This window comes from Bradyrhizobium sp. LCT2 (genome assembly GCF_009931255.1).
GTDB classification, from domain to species: Bacteria; Pseudomonadota; Alphaproteobacteria; order Rhizobiales; family Xanthobacteraceae; genus Bradyrhizobium; species Bradyrhizobium diazoefficiens.
This window is the reverse complement of record NZ_CP034432.1, coordinates 8,263,623-8,281,696: the sequence shown is the minus strand read 5'-3', so window position 1 is coordinate 8,281,696 and position 18,074 is coordinate 8,263,623. Positions and strand designations below refer to the sequence as shown.

11 protein-coding genes, 3 pseudogenes and 1 riboswitch are annotated in these 18,074 nt (G+C 58.7%); of the genes and pseudogenes, 3 read left to right on the top strand and 11 right to left on the bottom strand.

Annotation, left to right across the window (positions count from 1 at the left end; all coding sequences use genetic code 11):
* Positions 1-390: 390 nt before the first annotated feature.
* Positions 391-649, top strand: a pseudogene (locus EI171_RS46115) (branched-chain amino acid ABC transporter substrate-binding protein); the annotation flags it as partial.
* 1,253 nt (positions 650-1,902) lie between these two features.
* Positions 1,903-3,058 (top strand): annotated as a pseudogene (locus tag EI171_RS39130) (8-amino-7-oxononanoate synthase).
* 747 nt (positions 3,059-3,805) lie between these two features.
* On the opposite strand, the gene EI171_RS39125 reads toward EI171_RS39130, so the two are convergent.
* The 3 genes from EI171_RS39125 to EI171_RS39115 all read right to left on the bottom strand — a co-directional run bounded on the left by EI171_RS39125 (position 3,806) and on the right by EI171_RS39115 (position 7,546).
* Positions 3,806-4,546 (bottom strand): carbonic anhydrase, encoded by a 741-nt coding sequence (locus tag EI171_RS39125; RefSeq protein ID WP_161536440.1) that lies wholly within the window; start codon positions 4,544-4,546, stop codon positions 3,806-3,808.
* 10 nt (positions 4,547-4,556) lie between these two features.
* Entirely contained in the window at positions 4,557-5,267 is a 711-nt protein-coding gene (locus EI171_RS39120) for a thermonuclease family protein (protein WP_246740373.1), read from the bottom strand.
* Positions 5,268-6,679: 1,412 nt separating this feature from the next.
* Positions 6,680-7,546, bottom strand: a complete 867-nt coding sequence (locus EI171_RS39115; RefSeq protein WP_246740372.1) for a nodulate formation efficiency C protein — start codon at positions 7,544-7,546, stop codon at positions 6,680-6,682.
* Between the two features lie 969 nt (positions 7,547-8,515).
* Positions 8,516-8,719: riboswitch (cobalamin riboswitch) on the top strand.
* 100 nt (positions 8,720-8,819) lie between these two features.
* Between EI171_RS39115 and metE the strand changes: the two genes are divergently transcribed.
* On the top strand, positions 8,820-11,165 hold the full coding sequence (gene metE / locus EI171_RS39110) for a 5-methyltetrahydropteroyltriglutamate--homocysteine S-methyltransferase (protein ID WP_161536439.1): 2,346 nt from the start codon (positions 8,820-8,822) through the stop codon (positions 11,163-11,165).
* 722 nt (positions 11,166-11,887) lie between these two features.
* Here metE and EI171_RS46110 read toward each other — a convergent pair.
* From EI171_RS46110 to EI171_RS46090, 8 genes and pseudogenes are all read right to left on the bottom strand, one after another.
* A complete protein-coding gene (locus EI171_RS46110; RefSeq protein ID WP_245570230.1) occupies positions 11,888-12,175 on the bottom strand; it encodes a hypothetical protein in 288 nt (95 codons plus the stop codon).
* Positions 12,176-13,550: 1,375 nt separating this feature from the next.
* Positions 13,551-13,916: a hypothetical protein gene (locus EI171_RS39100; protein WP_246740371.1), complete on the bottom strand. Its 366-nt coding sequence runs from the start codon at positions 13,914-13,916 to the stop codon at positions 13,551-13,553.
* Positions 13,917-13,938: 22 nt separating this feature from the next.
* Positions 13,939-14,181, bottom strand: a complete 243-nt coding sequence (locus EI171_RS39095) for a hemerythrin domain-containing protein (protein ID WP_161536438.1) — start codon at positions 14,179-14,181, stop codon at positions 13,939-13,941.
* A gap of 154 nt (positions 14,182-14,335) precedes the next feature.
* Positions 14,336-14,458 carry a hypothetical protein gene (locus EI171_RS46105; RefSeq protein WP_245570234.1) on the bottom strand — a complete coding sequence of 41 codons (123 nt, stop codon included), beginning with the start codon at positions 14,456-14,458 and terminating at the stop codon, positions 14,336-14,338.
* Between the two features lie 1,841 nt (positions 14,459-16,299).
* Positions 16,300-16,905, bottom strand: coding sequence for a response regulator FixJ (fixJ, locus tag EI171_RS39085; RefSeq protein ID WP_161536437.1), 606 nt, complete (start codon positions 16,903-16,905; stop codon positions 16,300-16,302).
* Positions 16,902-17,153 carry an ATP-binding protein gene (locus EI171_RS46100; protein ID WP_246740370.1) on the bottom strand — a complete coding sequence of 84 codons (252 nt, stop codon included), beginning with the start codon at positions 17,151-17,153 and terminating at the stop codon, positions 16,902-16,904. The genes fixJ and EI171_RS46100 overlap by 4 nt, the downstream gene beginning before the upstream one ends.
* On the bottom strand, positions 17,150-17,710 hold the full coding sequence (locus EI171_RS46095; protein ID WP_246740668.1) for a sensor histidine kinase: 561 nt from the start codon (positions 17,708-17,710) through the stop codon (positions 17,150-17,152). Before EI171_RS46095 ends, EI171_RS46100 begins: the two co-directional genes overlap by 4 nt.
* Before the next feature lie 50 nt (positions 17,711-17,760).
* A pseudogene (locus EI171_RS46090) lies at positions 17,761-17,940 on the bottom strand (PAS domain-containing protein); the annotation flags it as partial.
* Positions 17,941-18,074: the final 134 nt, after the last annotated feature.

Genomic DNA, 18,074 nt, shown 5'->3' with positions numbered 1-18,074 from the left:
TCTCAAAAACACCCGCGGTATATCCGTGAGCATTCCCTTCCCAGTCGCCAACATAGCGAGCTCTCATAAGCCTCTACGCCCACTGCCTTGATCATTGTCGTGTCGAGCACGATCCACTTGCATTTCAGCGCAACGACTCCCGGTTCAACTCACGAACCTTCCAAGCCACTGTCGCTAAAAGGGGCGAGCGACGTCCGCCCGGCAGGCCCGGTACAGGGGCAGACACGCGCATTTCAACCACCATGGCAGCAAGATGGAATGTCAATCGGAACACAGTGACCTATCCGGGGCAATCGTGCCCGAACCTCGCACGTCTTGCTCACTTCGCGCTTGGGCCGCGTTCACCCCAACACTTTCAAAGAATGCTGGTTTGACCACACGCACCACTGGTTGACATCGCTCAAGCTGATCGGCTTTGCACTTGGAGCAGCGATTGCGCCGTCCACCGCGGCATGTTGGAGGATATCACCATCGCCGTCGCTAGATCGATAGCAGGGAGCGAGTCCGCCTTCGGGCGACAAATGAAGAACGGCAGAGATGGCGGCGGAGCAGATTAACGCTTCCCGCGGCGTACTCGGCAAGACGCTCGCCCTCGACATCGTATGGCTGCGATCCCAAGGAGGCGCGATCGGTAGCGGAGAAGGTCGCCAGATTGTCGCGGGTTGGGCCAACAGCCATCCGGTAGAGCGACTGAACTCCCGTGCGTCTCCCGGCTGCTAAGCGCAACACGACCTGATCGGGCTCCATTGTCAGGTGTGCTGGTGCAAATAGCGAAAATATTGTACTAAAGGGACGGACGCGCGCCCGTCTTGCGATTGGGTGCGATCTCGAGCGGCGCGCATGCGGGATTGTGGTGAGAACAGCCACACCTTCGACGATCTCATCGATGTGAGTCGCATCCTTGGGCGAACGAGACGATGTAACTTAGCATGGATGCGAAGCTGGTGTCGCAAATCTGTCAGATCACTATCGTGAGATTGGCCGCATCGCAATGCTGGTGCGGCTGCCGTGACGCGCGGCAAGACGGCCGGTGGTTCGGCATACCGAAACTGGAGATCTTCTCAGTTCGCTCCCGTACGCACCGTACGCTTCTGAGACGATCAGACCACTCTCGCTGAGAGAGTGTGCGTTTGTCCGGTCAGTACGAAGGTTGCGCGCGCCTGCCGAAGCGCAATCTGCCAAATAAGCATGCGGGGAGGAATCGCCCGCACCGCACCGGTTCCTTCCTTCGGCGCGCCTTTGGAAAGGCCCTTAGGGGCAAAGAACTGGGGCGCAGGTGTCTCCGCGTGGCGCTGGCATCAAGGTGTGCAGTGGCGGCATCACCGGCATGGGCGAGCGTGTCGAGGGTGACCTAGGTATGCTGGTTCTGCCTAACCGTCATTCCTCTGGAATGGCGTCAAGCATGTGCCGTTTGGTGGCGTTGAGGAGTGCGCTTGGTCGCGACATGCACCCCAACAGGAGACTTGTTTTCCGGGCGGCAGCAAATAACGGATGGCACCGGCTGCGCCCGGCTTCGCCAGCGCGCGTTCGATCTTCCTACAAATGTGTCGCGCGCCGGTGACACGAGCAAGTTTGTGCGACGAAGGCTCGACCGCGCGCTGTCGCGGGGGGCGGGATCGTTGATCAACGGACACGCTGTGACCTGCCAAAATCGAAACCGAAGCGCTGTCACATACGTAATCGAAGCACTCCTGTCGCCAATCATGGTGGCGATTAATGGGCGCGCGACTGGCTGCAGTTATGAGTCCTTCGGGGCGGGAAAAACGTGCAGGCCGCGCATCGTGCTGGTTGATGGGAGACAGTTACGTCCGACCGGCTGAAAAAGTGCACGGCGGATCCTTCATCTTCTTTTTGTAGCCATCACAGTCGTTTCACGATTGATGGCATTGGGCGGATTGATCAATGTACCCAACCTATATAGGCAAGCTTAACAGCTATGCCGCGGCCCTGGAAGCCTTGAGACGAGGCGATCGACTGCGCGGCCTAATGCCACGCGCAGGAACCGATTTTGCTTCGAACGATTATCTGGCCCTGGCGAGCGCGCCGCGTATGAAAAAGGCTTTGTTCACCGCGCTTGAGGGCGGCACGCCGATCGGAGCTGGTGGGTCACGGCTGCTGCGCGGCAATTGCGAGGAGCACGAAGCTCTCGAAGCCGAGGCGGCGCAGTTCTTCCGATCGGAGACAGCGCTGTTCTTTGGCGGCGGTTATATCGCAAACTTCGCTGTTCTGACGACGCTGCCGCAGCGGGGCGATCTGCTCGTTCTCGATTCGCTCGTGCACGCCAGCATTCATGAAGCCGCGCGAGCGGGTCGAGCCGAGTTTCGGATAAGCGCCCACAATGATCTACAGTCGGTTGCAGATACGATTAGCGACTGGCGCGCCAAGGGCGGAATGGGGCGCATCTGGATCGTGGTGGAGAGCCTCTACAGTATGGACGGTGACTTCGCGCCGCTTAAAGATCTGGTCGCAATGGCCGAGCGCTACGAGGCGTTCCTGGTCGTGGACGAGGCTCATGCCACAGGCGTTTACGGCGAGCAGGGCCGGGGGCTCACCGCTTCCTATGAGAGGCGCGAAGATCTGGTGGTGATCCACACTTGCGAGAAGGCGCTGGGCGCGGCGGGCGCGCTCGTCACTGCTTCCGGCGTATTGCGCGACTTCATGGTCAATCGGTGCCGTCCATTTGTGTTCGCCACCGCGGCATCACCCCTTATGGCTGTCGCGGTGCGAGAAGCACTCTTGATCCTGCAGGAGGAACCCGAGCGGCAGCAACGCCTTATCGATCTGATCGACTTTACACATCGTCAGCTCGTTGTGTGCGGGCGCCCGAGCCGTTCGAACTCTCAGATCATTCCTTACGTCGTGGGTGACAACGGCCGCGCGATGCGGCTCGCCTCTGCACTACAGGCGCGCGGCTTTGATATCCGCGGGATACGGCCGCCCAACAGTGCCTGTGGGAACGGCAAGGTTGCGGATCTCGCTGACGCTTAACGTCGGGCAAGTTGATGTATCCGACATGATTGATGCGTTGGTCGAAGAGACTTGGGGCGACGTGCGATGACGGCGCGAGCCGCGATCATGGGGCTGATGTCCGCATCGGCAAAGCGATTTTCAAAGGTGCGCGTCGGCGCGCGAAGATGCTCCATTTCGATGCGCACTTCAAATCGCAATGACAAGCCCGGCCTGCGCAGAACCAGGAACGCTCTTTGGATGGCACGTCGAGGCGTTCCCAAGCAGATGCAACGAGGCTGCTTTTCCGAGACTGGCGGTCTCCAAAAATCTGATGCAGGAGAGATCGTCCGATGCCGACGCGAGTAGCAATTTTCTTTACATCGGCCGGCTGGGCAGTGGTCGTGGTCGTAATCCTGCTCTATGTGATCTTCGGCCCTGACTGAGGCTGGTGATTATAAGCAGAACCATAGGTGACTTGCCGGATCGCGGGTGAGGGTCTGCCGGAATTGTCGCGTGTCCTGAGGCCGAGAGCTCAGCCCCAGCGCATGCCTCGCACCGCAATCTGCCTCTTGAACCACCTCTGTGGGCTTGGCGGATCAACGTGAAGGTATGGATGCTGTCGGCCGCGGTATGAGTGTTTCTTGGTGCTGGTCTCGCATTGCCAACATGAGTACGTAGAGTACGAGGAGAATTAAGAGGCCGCGCATACCAAAGGTCTTCCCGAAGCTATGACATTTGTGGAGCGAATTGTATTCGGTGCATTTGATGCAGCCGATGGACGAGTGATTACGTAGAACTCGACCGAAGCCCTGTATCAGGCGGCAAACGACTAGCCGGCCGCCCGAAGGTGCCAGCGTTAGCTCAGCAAATCGACCCTGCCGGTGTCGAGCCGATACAGGCCCCCGACGATCTTCAGTCTGTTCTGCTCAACTGCCGCGTTCAGAATCGGGCCCGCCGATTTGAGTTTGTTGACATTATCGATTACATTTTGTCGGGTTGCATTGGCGAACGTGTCACCGGTTTGCTGGCGAGATGCCGTTACCGCAGGCGCAAGCGCAGCGACGAGGGATGAAATGTGCCCCGGCGGTGGCTTATCGTGGTGGAGCGACTTGACCGTGGTGTCTATCGCACCGCAATGATCGTGACCAAGTACCAGGATCAGCGGCGTGTTCAGCACGGCGACCGCATATTCCACACTGGCGAGCGTGTCATCGTTGACGAAGTTGCCGGCGAGACGGCAGACAAACAAATCACCAAGTCCGCTGCCGAAGACAAGTTCAGGCGCCACGCGAGAATCGGCGCAGCTCAGAACCGCCGCATAAGGATTTTGCCCATCGACCAAGACTTGGCGCTCGCGTTTGAAATCGTCGCCTCGTGAAGTGCCCTGGACATAGCGATCGTTCCCTTCCATCAGCCGCTTCAGCGCAGCATCCGGCGAGAGCAGGTTATCTGGCTTCGGCGGCGCTTTTGCTTCCTTCGCATCGACAATGTTGGCAAGCCGCAGGCAACTCGCCGAAACAGCGAACAGCAACAGCGAGCGGCGCGAAGGCGCGATCTTGGTCGGATAGGACATATTCGGAGAACGGCCTGCATGCATGTGCTTCACCTCATCGCACGGCTTTATGCCACCCGGTGGCTTCAGCTTCCGCTTCGCTGCAGAGCCAGCGGTCACCAGGCATCTTCGTTATGTCGATTTGTTCGTAACTGAGTTGTCCGGGCAGGTGATAAATGCGCTCGCCGTTGCGGTCCACGGTGCCTTTTATCAGACACTCGGGCGAGGGCGGGTCCGATAACAGAGTGGAACCGAGCAGGAGTTCCCGAGCGTTGATCGGAACCGAGCTCGCACCGACGATGATCGTCGACTTGTTGCGGCGACGCCAGTCCCAAGGCGCGATGAACGCCCCCGACCACAGCCCCACATCGGCTGTGCTCGCCACCAACTCATAGATGGCGTAGTTAGGGTTAGATCGACCCGACGAAAGTGCCCAGCCCGAGCGTACCATCCAGGCGTTCACATTCTCGCCTTCAATGAAGCAAGTGCCGAGTGACCTCCTGTACTCATCAACTCCTGTGGTATGACAATCCCACGTTCGTCCTTTTGAATGCTTGATAAGCTCGTCGCGAGCCGCTACGCCGCAAGCCCATTTCCGGCCGTGGGCGTCGACGCAAATCTGATCAGTCGCAGGAGCTTCGATGCCTGAGAGCCGTATTTTGGTTTGCTCGATCTCGATCGTATTGCCGTCGAGGATGCGCGGAGCGTCGCTGAGTTTCGCCGCGCAAGCCGGAGATGTCATGACGGCGAGCAATGCGACCATCATTCGGCGGTGTTTCATCCCGACACTAACCTTTCGTTCTTGGTCCATGTTTACGCACGATCCGGCGCCGCCACATTCGACTGCTTGACCGCACCATGTCCGTTATTGGGCCAGCATCGTTCGACGTGCTTTATGAAAGCTTGGTCGTGATTTCCAACCTACGACCTGACGCAGCGTGAGGTTCAAGCGATTTCTTACGGTGTGCGTGTCTCGGTATCCTTCGAGGCTCGCCGGTCTCTCTCAGTCGGCGCGCACTGCACCCTGACGACCTGAGGAGGAGATCCCCATCGCTCGAAGATGCAGGAGAAAGCCGGACCTCGGAACGCTGTTTCTCACGCGCTTGAACAAAAGCGCCTGTGAATTTTCGGCGGTCGAGCGCAAGTCAGTCGTGGAGGAGCGACCTTGCTACGCTTCGTGCCAACCTGCATCGGCAGACAGAAGGCTGCCGACGGTTTCGACGACGGTGATGACAGTTCGTCGTAAAATTCTTGTCGCGAAAAGACCGATGTAGAAATATGGTCTCGCTTCCTCTGACCGGTTTGGACAAAGGCGCCAAGGAGTTCAGCTCACCCCTCGCTGCGTAAATGAGTCGGAATCTCGTTGCGCAAACCCTGCAAAACCTGGAGCTCTCTTTCGTACAGCCAGCCGGATGGTCGTTGATACCGATCACATTATGGCTTTTCGCACCTCCGAGCTCCACATAATCGTACGTGGTGCTGCCGCACCGTTCGTATAATCGGACCGGATTGTTCATGACCCAGGCTGCCCGATGGGCGGCCGCTCTTTCGTGGTACTGACCGCATATTGACGCGCCACGCGGACCAACTGCCGCTTTTCTTGAGAAGCAAGCATCATCGATCGTCGACGCTCGATCGGGCCGTGCTCTATGCTCGCCCAGCAGATCAGCTGATCCGACCGGGCCCTCGTACAAAATGGCCGGCTTCATCGGGCGACGGCAGGACATTGCCCTCCTTGAACGTGAATTTGAAGTTCACCGTGTATCGTTGATCATCCGTACGGGCGGCGTCCCATCGGCAAATCACCCATATCGAACAGGCCTCGCTGGGGCAGCCCGTCATCTGCCGCCCGTAGCCCACCAGGCGGCGAACGATAGCTCCGTTCTTTTGTGCGACGAGTGCCTGACCGTCCTTCTTGTAGGCCCTGGAACGAGTGACTTCAACATCGTGAGCGGCGCCACGGCACGACCGTGTCGTTCGTGAACGCTGTCGTTGTCAAAATCGAGCCCGCGAACGGGTCAGGGAAATAGGTTCTGCGCGCGCTCCGATCACGGCCCGAAGGCTCGCGACTGTTGCGAAGGCGTAAACACCGCGACTTTGGAGCGCATATGTTTTGCAGTTGCTCTGAGGCGCTCGGCGCCCAAAGAGCTGCGGCGCGATCCTGCTCTGCGCGACTATTTACCGAGGCCTGTCGCGCCCGTCTAACTCTTCCCATTCCTTTGGCTCTATGCGATCGAACCAGGAGCCGGGAGGGAACGCCGCGATACGCTTGGCAAAGAAGGATTGCGGCTCCCAATCGTATCCTTCGCTCTTCTCGAAAATGATGACCCCGTTGTGAGTAAAAAAGCGGGGCCCGGGGATATTACAGTTCACCAAAAGCAGAACGCGCCATAGACCCCCTTTCTCGGTCGGCTTATCATTCGGCTTCGGCAAGTAGTCCACTCCAACAGGTTCGACGATAGTGCAGCGGCCCTGCCGCAGAAGATTGCCGAGCGGACCTCGCGTGGTCGTGACAAAGTCGAAGTTGGCCAGGTCATGCAGAAAGCGATGATTTGCGTCCCTTTCGCCATCCGCGACTTCACTGGCGATCAACGAGAGCGCCAGGGCGCGCCAGCCCAATTCCATCGGCTTTGCATAGGTCGACGCAAGTTGAATCGTTCCGTCGAATGCGATCTTCCAGGTGATAACGTACTGTTCGTCTGATTTATTGTCCCGGTGCCTGGTCCAGGAAACGAAAACATATTCATCTCGGTCAAATCCTTCAGCAACGCCCCACGTTCGAGGGACGAACTGTGCGACCTTCGAGACGTTGGAGAGAATGTGTTCTATCGTCTCACCGTTTTGCGCTCGCCACGTGGACTTGACTCTTTCGACGAGGGCGCTTTCGTTGGCACGAACACTGTTGCTCGTCGCAGCCAGTCCGACCAGGCAGATCAGCGATGGACCAAGACAAAACCATAGCGCGCGTCTTCCAGACATTTTCTTCACAACCGTCGGCCTATCTGGTTTTTCATCAACACGTCTTTCAAGGCGGGCAACCTTCAACCTGTTATGCGCGAGCGCAATAAGTTAGCGTCGACGCGACGGGGCGACCGATGGTGTCCCGCGCGAGCAGGCGCTCCCCTCTATGTCACGCGCCGCTAACTTCAGTCGCCAGCGACAGCCCGGATTTGCTGTGCTGGACATGCCCAGCAGGAGGGCCTGGGCATGCCGATGACTTGCATTCTTCGTGCCAGGTAACAGACGGAAATTCTTACCGGTTTTGTGTCTTCTTTGTCGACTTTCCGACTTGCACACGTTTCGATCGTTCCATTCAGCCTATCCATCGCGGCTTACCCATCCTCGTCCCGCACCGGATATTCGACGACGCAGGGGAACGCTTCGGTGCCAAGTTCCTGATGAGAATTCGGAGCACGTTTGCCGCCATTGAACCGTTTGGTTCGGTTGCAGGAATGTGGGCTTTCGATCTCTGCCATGCCTTTGGGCGCTTGTGGCCACGGGGCCGCGGCGCGTTTGGCGCTCCTTTCGCGATATGCGGCGGCTCCGGAAGTCGAGAGCAGCCTCAGTCAGCTGCGGATTGCACTCGATGGCCAACGACGCCAAGCCGATCTTTACGCCGAGCATTTGGAGTCTGGCTCGCACCGCAAATCAACATGCTCGCCGGTATGTTGCTGACTTTCGCCAGGTGTCTTAGGCCTATTCAATACGGATCCTGTTGGTCGAGAAGGCGGTTGGATGGCGGACGTGCTCGATGAACCGCTGGGAAGCCGGGACTCGCATCAAATGCGTTCTGCTCGAGGCAGCAGTCCCGACCGCGCAAGCCGCATTTGCCCCTTCCACCGATCTGGCGTGCGGCCCCACGCGCACGCAGCTCCGATGGTCATTCCGACATCGCTGATTGGAGAGCGCTTCTACATCGTGGTCAACGAAAGATATGCACGTCATTCCCGTAGCAGATGTCGCAGCGTTAGCTTGAGATATAATCTGAGAGGTTGACGGAAGAGTTCTCTTGCCGATAATCCAACTCGTCGAGGTTCTCCGGTTTGCATTTGATCCGGAGCTAAGAGGGAAGCCGGTGAAAATGCCGGCGCTGCCCCCGCAACTGTGAGCGGCGAGCCGCTGTCCAACGATGTCACTGAAGCCTGCGCGGCTTCGGGAAGGCCGGACAGCAGCGATGACCCGCGAGCCAGGAGACCTGCCCCGACATCTATTCGTCCGCGGGCGGGGTGTCCCGGTGGTGCGCTAAGCAGCCGTCGCACGCGCGACTTCCCCTGCCTGCGTCCGCCATGGCCTTTGCCCCCAACATGGGGTTAACGCTATGTCTCTTCTCTCCCTTCCGGTTGCCACGCTCGGAACGCCACGCATGGGTCCAAGGCGCGAGCTCAAACGCGCTCTCGAAAGCTATTGGGCCGGAAAAAGCAGCGAACAGCAGTTGCTCGAGGACGCAGCTGGCCTGCGTGCCGCGAACTGGGCTCGTCAGAATTCTATCGGCGTCACGGTGATTCCATCGAACGATTTCTCGCTGTATGACCAGGTGCTCGACACAAGTGTCATGGTTGGCGCCATCCCGGGCATCTACGCCTCGAAAGCCGAGTCCGTTTCGCTCAAGACGTACTTCGCCATGGCCCGCGGTTCACAATGCGACGACCAGGATGCGAGTTGCGGTCACGGACCGCGCGGATTTGGCGCACCCGCGCAGGAGATGACCAAGTGGTTCGACACCAACTACCACTACATGGTCCCCGAGTTTCACGGGGGACAGACTTTCAGACTGTGCTCTCGCAAGCCGATCGAGGAGTATGAGGAAGCTAAGGCCCTTGGCTTCCAGACCCGCCCTGTCCTGATCGGGCCGGTCACATTCCTAAAGCTCGGCAAGAGTGCCGATCCTGCGTTCCAGCCACTCTCGCTACTGGACGATCTGATACCGGTCTATATCGAGGTCCTGCAGGAATTGGCCAAACGCGGGGCAAAGTGGGTTCAGTTCGACGAGCCCTGCCTGGTTCTTGATCTGGGCGAGGTGGCGCGAAAATCCTTGCTACATGCTTATAACCGGCTCGCGAAGGAGGGGCCGGCCATCAAGATCATGGTTGCCAGCTATTTCGGCGACCTAGGCGACAATCTGGACACCGCCTTGAGCCTTCCAGTTGCCGGACTGCACCTCGATCTGGTTCGAGCGCCAGAGTTATTGGATCAGATCATCGCTGGCGGCCGAAGTGATCTTGTCATGTCTCTCGGTGTCATCGACGGCCGGAATGTATGGCGGTCGAATTTGTCGTCGCTCCGCCAGCGGCTGGAACCCGCGATTGCGGAGCTTGGCAAGGATCGTGTACAGATCGCCCCATCCTGTTCGCTGCTTCATGTGCCGGTCGATGTTGAACTCGAGACCGGACTCGCTTCCGACGTCAAGCGTTGGCTTGCTTTCTCGGTTCAGAAGATGCGTGAGCTTGCAACCCTGGCGCGGGCACTCGCAGGCGACCAGAATGCTGCGCTAGCTCTTGCCGAGTCGGAATGTGCCGCGACTGTCCGCCGGACTTCCCCGAAAATCCGTGATGCCAATGTCGCTGTCCGGATGAGAGCGATCGACCAGACCATGCGCCGGCGCGCCAGCCCATTTGCCCGTCGTGCCGAGATCCAAAGCAATCGTTTCGGACTACCGGCTTTCCCTACCACGACGATCGGATCGTTTCCGCAGAGCACAGAGGTCCGGAATGCCCGTGCAGCGCATGCACGAGGCGCGATGAGCGACGAGCAATACGACCGGTTCCTCAAGGAGGAGACTGCGCGCGCCGTACGTTGGCAGGAGGATATCGGTCTTGACGTCCTCGTGCATGGCGAATTTGAGCGCAATGACATGGTGCAGTACTTCGGCGAGCACCTCGCCGGCTTCGCATTTACCACGAACGGATGGGTGCAATCCTACGGCTCGCGCTGCGTCAGGCCACCGATCCTGTTTGGCGATGTCTTGCGGTCGAAGCCGATCACCGTGGAGTGGTGGCGCTACGCGCAATCACTAACCAGGAAGCCGATGAAGGCGATGTTGACCGGACCGGTGACGATCTTGAACTGGTCCTTTGTTCGCGATGATATTCCCAGAAGCGAGATCTGCCGCCAGATTGCGCTCGCGATCCGAGACGAAGTCCGCGATCTCGAGAACGCTGGTGCGACCATGATCCAGATCGACGAAGCTGCACTCCGCGAAGGATTGCCGTTGCGTCGATCGGAGTGGACGGCTTATCTCGACTGGGCCGTGGATTGCTTCCGCATCTGTTCATCTGGCGTCGCCGATCAAACGCAAATTCATACGCATATGTGCTACTCGGAGTTCAACGACATCATGAGTGCGATCGCTGCAATGGACGCGGATGTCATCTCGATCGAGACGTCGCGCTCGAAAATGGAACTACTCGACGCGTTCAGGAACTACGAATATCCAAATCAGATCGGGCCAGGCGTGTACGACATCCACTCTCAACGTGTTCCCGAGACGGGCGAAATGAAGGAGCTGATGGCATTGGCTCGGGCACGGCTGCGGGATTCGCAGCTCTGGGTCAATCCGGACTGCGGCCTGAAGACGCGCAAATGGGAGGAGGTTCGGCCGGCGCTAGCGAACATGGTCGCTGCCGCCCGCGAATTGCGCGCTGCATCCGATCCGCTAGGCCGTTGATCGCGGGCCTGGGCCTTTTCTCGACAAAGCTGATCCGCTTGTGGTCATTTGCGCTCTCGATAATCTCGAGGGAGCCTTGGGAACGCAAAAAAATGCCCGGCCTTGGCGGGCCGGGCGGAAGGAAGTCTGGGAGGAACGACCGCTGGCGCATCGCGCCGACTTCCATCGGCGGAGGGAGGACAGCCGACGGTTCGATCACGGCGAGGACATTCGCCGAAAATCTGAGCCCAGTTAAAGCACAAGCTCAGCGTAAGCTCAATTATGCTGTGGTATGCGACCGTATAGCCTGAGTTTTAGAAGTCTACACGAAGGTTTGTAGCTCATGAGCACGTCGGCAACGAGGGGCAGTGATGCCGGCGGTCGCCGCGGGGGCCACCCGCAAATTGGTGCGCTTCCTGGCTGGAAACGATATGCTTGATCACCGCGGCGATACGAAAAACCGGGCTCCAAGGATCTCGCAAACGTACGAATGCATGAGCGGCTACTGTTGATTGGGACCCTGATTAAGGCAGTCGTCGGTTGACCGGTTCCACCGATAGTCAGTTTCGGCTTGGGCCTGTGTTTGAGCTCTATGAGCGGACGAGTTAGAGAACGTCACGAACTTGAAGGTGGCGGGTGCCAATAGGGTGCTACTCAGAAGTGAGTGTGGTCCTGCGCCAAAAATAGGCCAGTTAAGTGATGGCGATCTCGAACCCGACACGACTCGGCTCGGCGCAGCCGGTTTAGACCGCCGGACTGTGTGTAGCCCCGCACCGAGGAAGATGAGCGTCGAACGACGATGCGACGCTGCGGACCAGGAACCGGAACTCTGCGCCATCAGCTACGGAAAGCCGGGCATCGTCAATCAGCACGACCCCATCTGCAATAAGGCTGTCTATTCGAGAACGATCGACGACGGCGAACTTCGGATCCAGACCGTGACGACGGGATGTCTCTGAGAGATCGACTGCCATGTCGCACATGATTTGCTCGATGATCTCGGCGCGAAAGCGATCCTCATCCGTCAGCAAATAGCCCTTTGCGGTGGCGAGCCGATCCTCGGTGATGAGAGCAAGGTAGTCCTTTGCCGAGACAGCGTTCGCGCGAACCCTTGTTGCATGCGCCCGATGGCGCCCGCGCCGAGACCAATGAGGGCGTCCGCGCAATGGTCAGTATAGCCCTGGAAGTTGCTCTTCAGCCTGCCTTTCTGCCTCGCCCGGGCAAGACTTTCGTGCGGCAGAGCAAAGTGATCGATGCCGATGCGTACGTATCCAGCATCAACTAAAGCTTCCGCGATCGTTTCGAATGGGGGTAGCGCTCGACACTGTCCGGCAGAGTGAATTCGTCGATCTTGCGTTGGTGCTTTTTGAATGGAGGAATGTGCGCGTACCAAAGGCGGCAAACCGGTCCGATGCAACTCGAGGCATTTGGCTGTCCAGGCATATAGGCTTACTGTCTGCCGGGACAGGCCATAGAGCAGGTCGAAATTGATCCGGCCGACGCGGGCGCGGCGTGACCGATCGACCGAAGGCATAGTCGCGATCGGCTCGCCGCGTTTCGTGACTGACGTCTGGCAGCCGCTGTATCAGCACATGCTTCGACCAAATGCAGGTGCACGTAGATCGAGGCGGATTGCCGCCTGCCCAAGGACTTGAGCCACGCTTGATGGTCCAATTCGCGAACTGACGCTGAGAAATGCGGGGACGTCAGATAGCTGGTGTAGCGCGGTAGGCGATGCTGCCCTTAGGATTGTGCCAGGTCCGGTCGCATTCGGATGCCTTTCTTGCTTTCTGGGTCCGATTATCGGACACGCCCGGAGAAGCTTTGCGCTGCCTCAAAATATCTGTCTTGCTGATGGCTATGGCCACTCCACAGCGCAATTGGTAGGGCATACTGCACGCGGCATACATCGTATCTTGGATTCCGATGAAGCGGTCACACGCCAGGAATGAGCATCCTTACGATGCTGAGCCCCACAGCTCGTTGTGATCCAATACCGCTAGAACTGGGCGAGGCGATCGACATCCAACGCCTTGCTGTTCGTGCTGAACGTACCGGGACGTGGCAGTTGGCGTCCAGTGAGCCGAACCAGGATGATTCAGAGCATGCCGGGCGGGGAAGGAATGGGAGTGTTTCGCCGCCCCCCGAGGCCGCAATCGTCCGTCCTTATCGGTCGGCGGAAATGAGAGGCGTCCGCTTAGTGCGATATTACTGCGCATGCCGAACCTGCAACGGTCCCAGTGTGGAACGTGCCGGAACAAAACCTCAGGAAGTTCGGCCATGCCGTTTGCACCGGTGGTCGAGGAAGCGATTATTGCGCCGAAGCCATATTCGCAGTACGGCAGCCTGCGCGCCGGTGAGCACCCCCAAGCATGAGGTCCACTTCCTGCTGTGAAACGGCAGCGGTCAATACGCCCCATCCGTCTCGGCGCCGTGTCGCGGGTTGCCGGCCTTGGCGGACGACAACGCGACCGAGCTCCGTTCGGACTCAGCTTCTTGCTCCAATTGCAAAATATGCGCTCTTAGTGCATCGGAAGTCGCTGTCGCTGTCTCGCTGAATAGCGGATCTCCATCATCGGTGAGGGCGGAGGCGATTTCGGTCCAATCCTGAGCCGAGAGAGCCTTCAGGGCGGCGGGAAAGAAATCTCGTTCTTCCCACATCATGTGGTGCCGCTCGCGTACTATAAAGTCGCGTACGATATTGCCGACGTTTTGCCGAAGGACTTCACGATCCGCGAGGATGGCATCAATAGCTTGAGCGAAGTGATGCAAACGGTCGACGACTTCCTGGTGTTCAAGCGCGAGATCGCCGACGATTGCAGCCGCATCCGGATCGCGAACCTTGAGCTTGGAAAAAAATCAAGTCTTCCTGTGGATGATGGTACACCTCCGGGTAAACCTCGAAATAGCTGATAATCGCGCGAATGACCTCATAGTCGGGACGGATCCCTTTCTCAAAAATCTCCAATTCGCGTTGAAGAGCGACCAGAAGCAGATCAATATTGCGATGCTCTCGAACCAAAAGATCGATGATCATTGCCATACTCCTAGAGGAACAATGTAGGCTGGACGCGTTTCTGCCATTTGCCAGATCGCCTAAGCCGAATTCGGTGTCCTTATGCGCTGCAATTTGTCAGCGCTGTTCGACGCAAAAGCGTAGCGCGCTTCAATTCGAGCTGGCATAAATCAACTTAACCTAGGTTTTTGCACAAAGCTCCTGGGCAATCTGTACGAAGCTCCAGTCGGCGTGATGTCGGCAGGGCGATCACGCCATTCTGCTCAAGTTGGGTAAAGGTGCGCGACACCGGTTCGATCGTGAAGTCAAGATAATCGACGACCTCCTGCCGTGACTGGGCAGTTCGATGGCAGCGTTCTTCATAGCGCGGCGAGACATATCGAGCAGGAAGGCGACGATCCGGTCTTCAGCGCTGCTGATCAGGATCATCATATGTTCGTGAAAGCGGCGGAGCTCAAGCGCCATCGCGTCCCACAGCTCCCATGTTAGCTCCCTCTCATGTTGACTGCTCTTGACGAACTGGGGAATTTGGATGTTTTCCCTAGGTAGAAGCCCCTAAGTATTTACACGTAAGTCCCGTGAGGAGGGCATCTCGTATGCGCGCCGCGGCGCGGTCCCTTGGTTGCTCAAACATGCTCAAATCGGATTAGGAAGCTGCATGCTGGCTTCGTCGGCCGCGACCATGGGAACAGTCGGAAGCGCACGGCCGCACCCGTGAAGAGCGCCAGCCAAGTCGAACGCGGGCGTCCACCGCCACTTTCGGCTCGCCGCAGGAAGTCTTGTTCGCTCGCCTTGACTCTGATGCTCGTCAGCATCGGTCGGCCGCGGAGGTGACGAGGCGGATATTGACAGCATCCTGATCGATGTACGCAGGCCGACGTGGTCGACGTGCTTGATGATCATGCGATACTTGCGCCTGTGGACCGAGTTGGGGCCCACCCGGATCATAGTGCTTGGCTCGCGTGACATATTGACCTGGCGCAACGGCCGGCCTTGCCGACTCTCCCGCGTTTTTGAAGCCGGAGGAAATCGTGACTGGCCTGGCTTGAAGCTAAGCTCGGGGCATCACCGGTGGGCTCGGCCGCACCTCGTCGATGGAGCGCCGGCGAACCGTGAGGGCTCCGGACAGACGGCACTCCTGTTCCTGATGCGCGCCTGGCGTCGCCATTGCGCCGATTGCGACGGCCTTTTGACCGTATCTGAAATTCTTGCCCTCATTGTGACATCAGGACTGGGATGGTAGATTGCACGAAGCATATCTCCCGCGATACCGCCGAGCAGCCTTTCTTGAGCCGAGAGCGGCCGTATCCGCCCATCACCAGCAGGTCGAGGCTTTCGTCCGCCGCAAGCGATAGGCGGGCGCGCTGCGCTGACCGGGATGTCGGGAGTGAGACGACCTTTGCAGTAAGTCCTGGCTTTGCAAGGTACTAACCCAGACAGGCGGTGGAACTTTCCGGCGGGACCTTGTCCGGAGCGGCGGTCGCGACGATGGTGAGGGCGTCTGCTTTACATAGCAGCGGCATCGGGTCGTGCAACGCGCGGGCCGCACGGCGCCTGCCGCCCGAGCAAATCCCGATTCGTCTGATCGAAAAAAAGCACCATGGAAGATGTATGGCTGGTAAAAAACAGGGTCGCCGGCCTGGCGATGGAGGTTGCGTGACGATGGCTAGGTCGTAGACCCGCGCGCTCGTGCAGATAATCCGGCGCGCCTCGGCCGGAACCCCACTCAGTGCGCTGGTATGCCGGCGGTTCCGTGCCCGCAGATCAAAGACCCGAAGTGCCGCTTCGGCCCGCTCCAACGCACGCGACCGTTTGATTTCGAACACCGAAGTGACTGCCGACCAGCCTAGCGCAATCACTGAATGATGGTCCTCTCGTAACCGATCGCCATAGCGTCAAAATGCGCACCCGTGCCCAATATGCGAAGGAAATCGAATTGTTTACTGCAGCCCGCACCGGGAGCTCCGTTGGAGGATGGACCAATATATTGCCGAACTATGCCGTTGTCCGTGTTGCATCGGGAGCCGTCACCGAAAACATGATCGGCTCGGTGCCGTGCGCCCGAAAAACCCTCCGTTCGTCGTCTGCACTGCGCAGCTTGAATGCAGGAATCAGCCATTCGCGCCATTTGCGCTGCTGCTAGAGTCCCGCGGTAATGGCGATCCGCATCAACTCGGACATGCTGCGGACATTGATCTTGGCCATGAGGTTCGCACGGTAAACCTCGACTGTCCGGGGACTGATGCCGAGATCATGGGCGATCACCTTGTTAATCTTGCCGGCTAATAGTCCCTGCAGGACGTCACGCTCGCGCGACGAGAGGTCCGCGAGGCGGGCTTCCGCCTGTAGTTTCGCTGCGTCATCGGCTTGCCTTGTTGGCCGCGCTTCCAAAGCACTATTGATCGCACGCAATAGCACCTCCTCCTCGAACGGCTTCTCGATGAAGTCGACCGCACCCGCTTTCATCGCTTCGACTGCGAGCGATACGTCGCCATGACCAGTTATCAGGACGACGGGGCAGTCGACGCGATCGGCCTTCACTTTGCGGACCAGTTCGAGACCGCTCATACCGGGCATGCGGATGTCTGACACAATGCAGTCAACCGGACCGCTCGCGACGTCATTGAGAAAGGCGGTCGCCGTCTCATAGGTTGCTACGTAGAAACCGTTAACATCAAGCAGAAACGCGAGCGATTCCCGCATCGCCGCGTCATCGTCGATCACAAGAATGCGCTGGCCAATCATGTCTCTTCACTAAGCTCCGCAAATGGCGCGGTGAACTGAAAGATCGTGCCGCCGCCCGAATTCGCTTCCGGGACAATGTGGCCGCCATGTGACTCGATGATCGTCCGGCAGATTGATAGCCGCACACCCATGCCATGCTCTTTGGTCGTGACAAAGGGCTGGAACAAGCGGTCGGCGATATCAGGGCTGGTGCCGGGGCCCTTATCAGCAACGGCAAACCTGTCGACCTTGGCAAGTTCAACGGTCAATTCGCGGCGCGGGCAGGAAGCCATGGCTCGATTGCATTGCGTATCAGGTGCAGCGCGACCTGCTGGATCTGGATCTTGTCGACAATCATTGATGGCAGATTGCGGTCGCTGCGGATGGCCACGCGCCCGGCTTGCACTTTGGCGCCGACTAGGGGCAAAGCCACAGCCTCTTCAAGGAGCGTGAGCGGATTCTCCGCCGTGTGCTCCGTCTCGCCCTTGGCAACGAATTCCCGCAGGCGCTTGATGACAGCGTTGGCGCGCAGAGCCAGTTGGGCGCCGTGTTCGAGTGCGCCAGCAATGCGATTGGCGTCCGGCTTGTCGGGCGCCAGCAGAGCCTTTGTGCCGCGCATGTAGTTTGTAATTGCGGAGAGCGGCCGGTTGATCTCATGGGCAATAGTCGATGCCATCTCACCCATGGCGGTCAGCCGCGACACGTGCACGAGTTCAGAATGCAGCTCTTGCAAGCGCCGTTTCTGCGCTCGCCGTTCGGTGAGATTTGGGATGAAACCGAAGAACCGTTCGCCGCGCACTTTGGCCTCACCGACGGCAAGCTCCATCGGAAAGGTCGAGTTGTCGCTCCGTTCACCGACCACGATGCGGCCGATGCCGTGTGCCGCTCGCCATTGCTCAGATAACGTTCGATGTGGTGGTCATGCTCGGCGCGGCAGGGCTCCGGCAGCAACCTGGATACATTCGTTCCGACGACTTCGTCCGGAGAGCAACTAAATAAACGCACTGCCGCGGCGCTGAACGAGCGAATGATGCCCTTCTCGTCAATCACGATCATGGCTTCCGGCACGGTGTTCAGGATCAACTGCAGAAGGGCTAGCCTATACGCGCCTGCTCTGATTCCCGCCGCAGCCGATTGCCCATGAAGCCAAGGAGGGGGCCAAGTACCGCGAATTCCGCGATATTGATCAT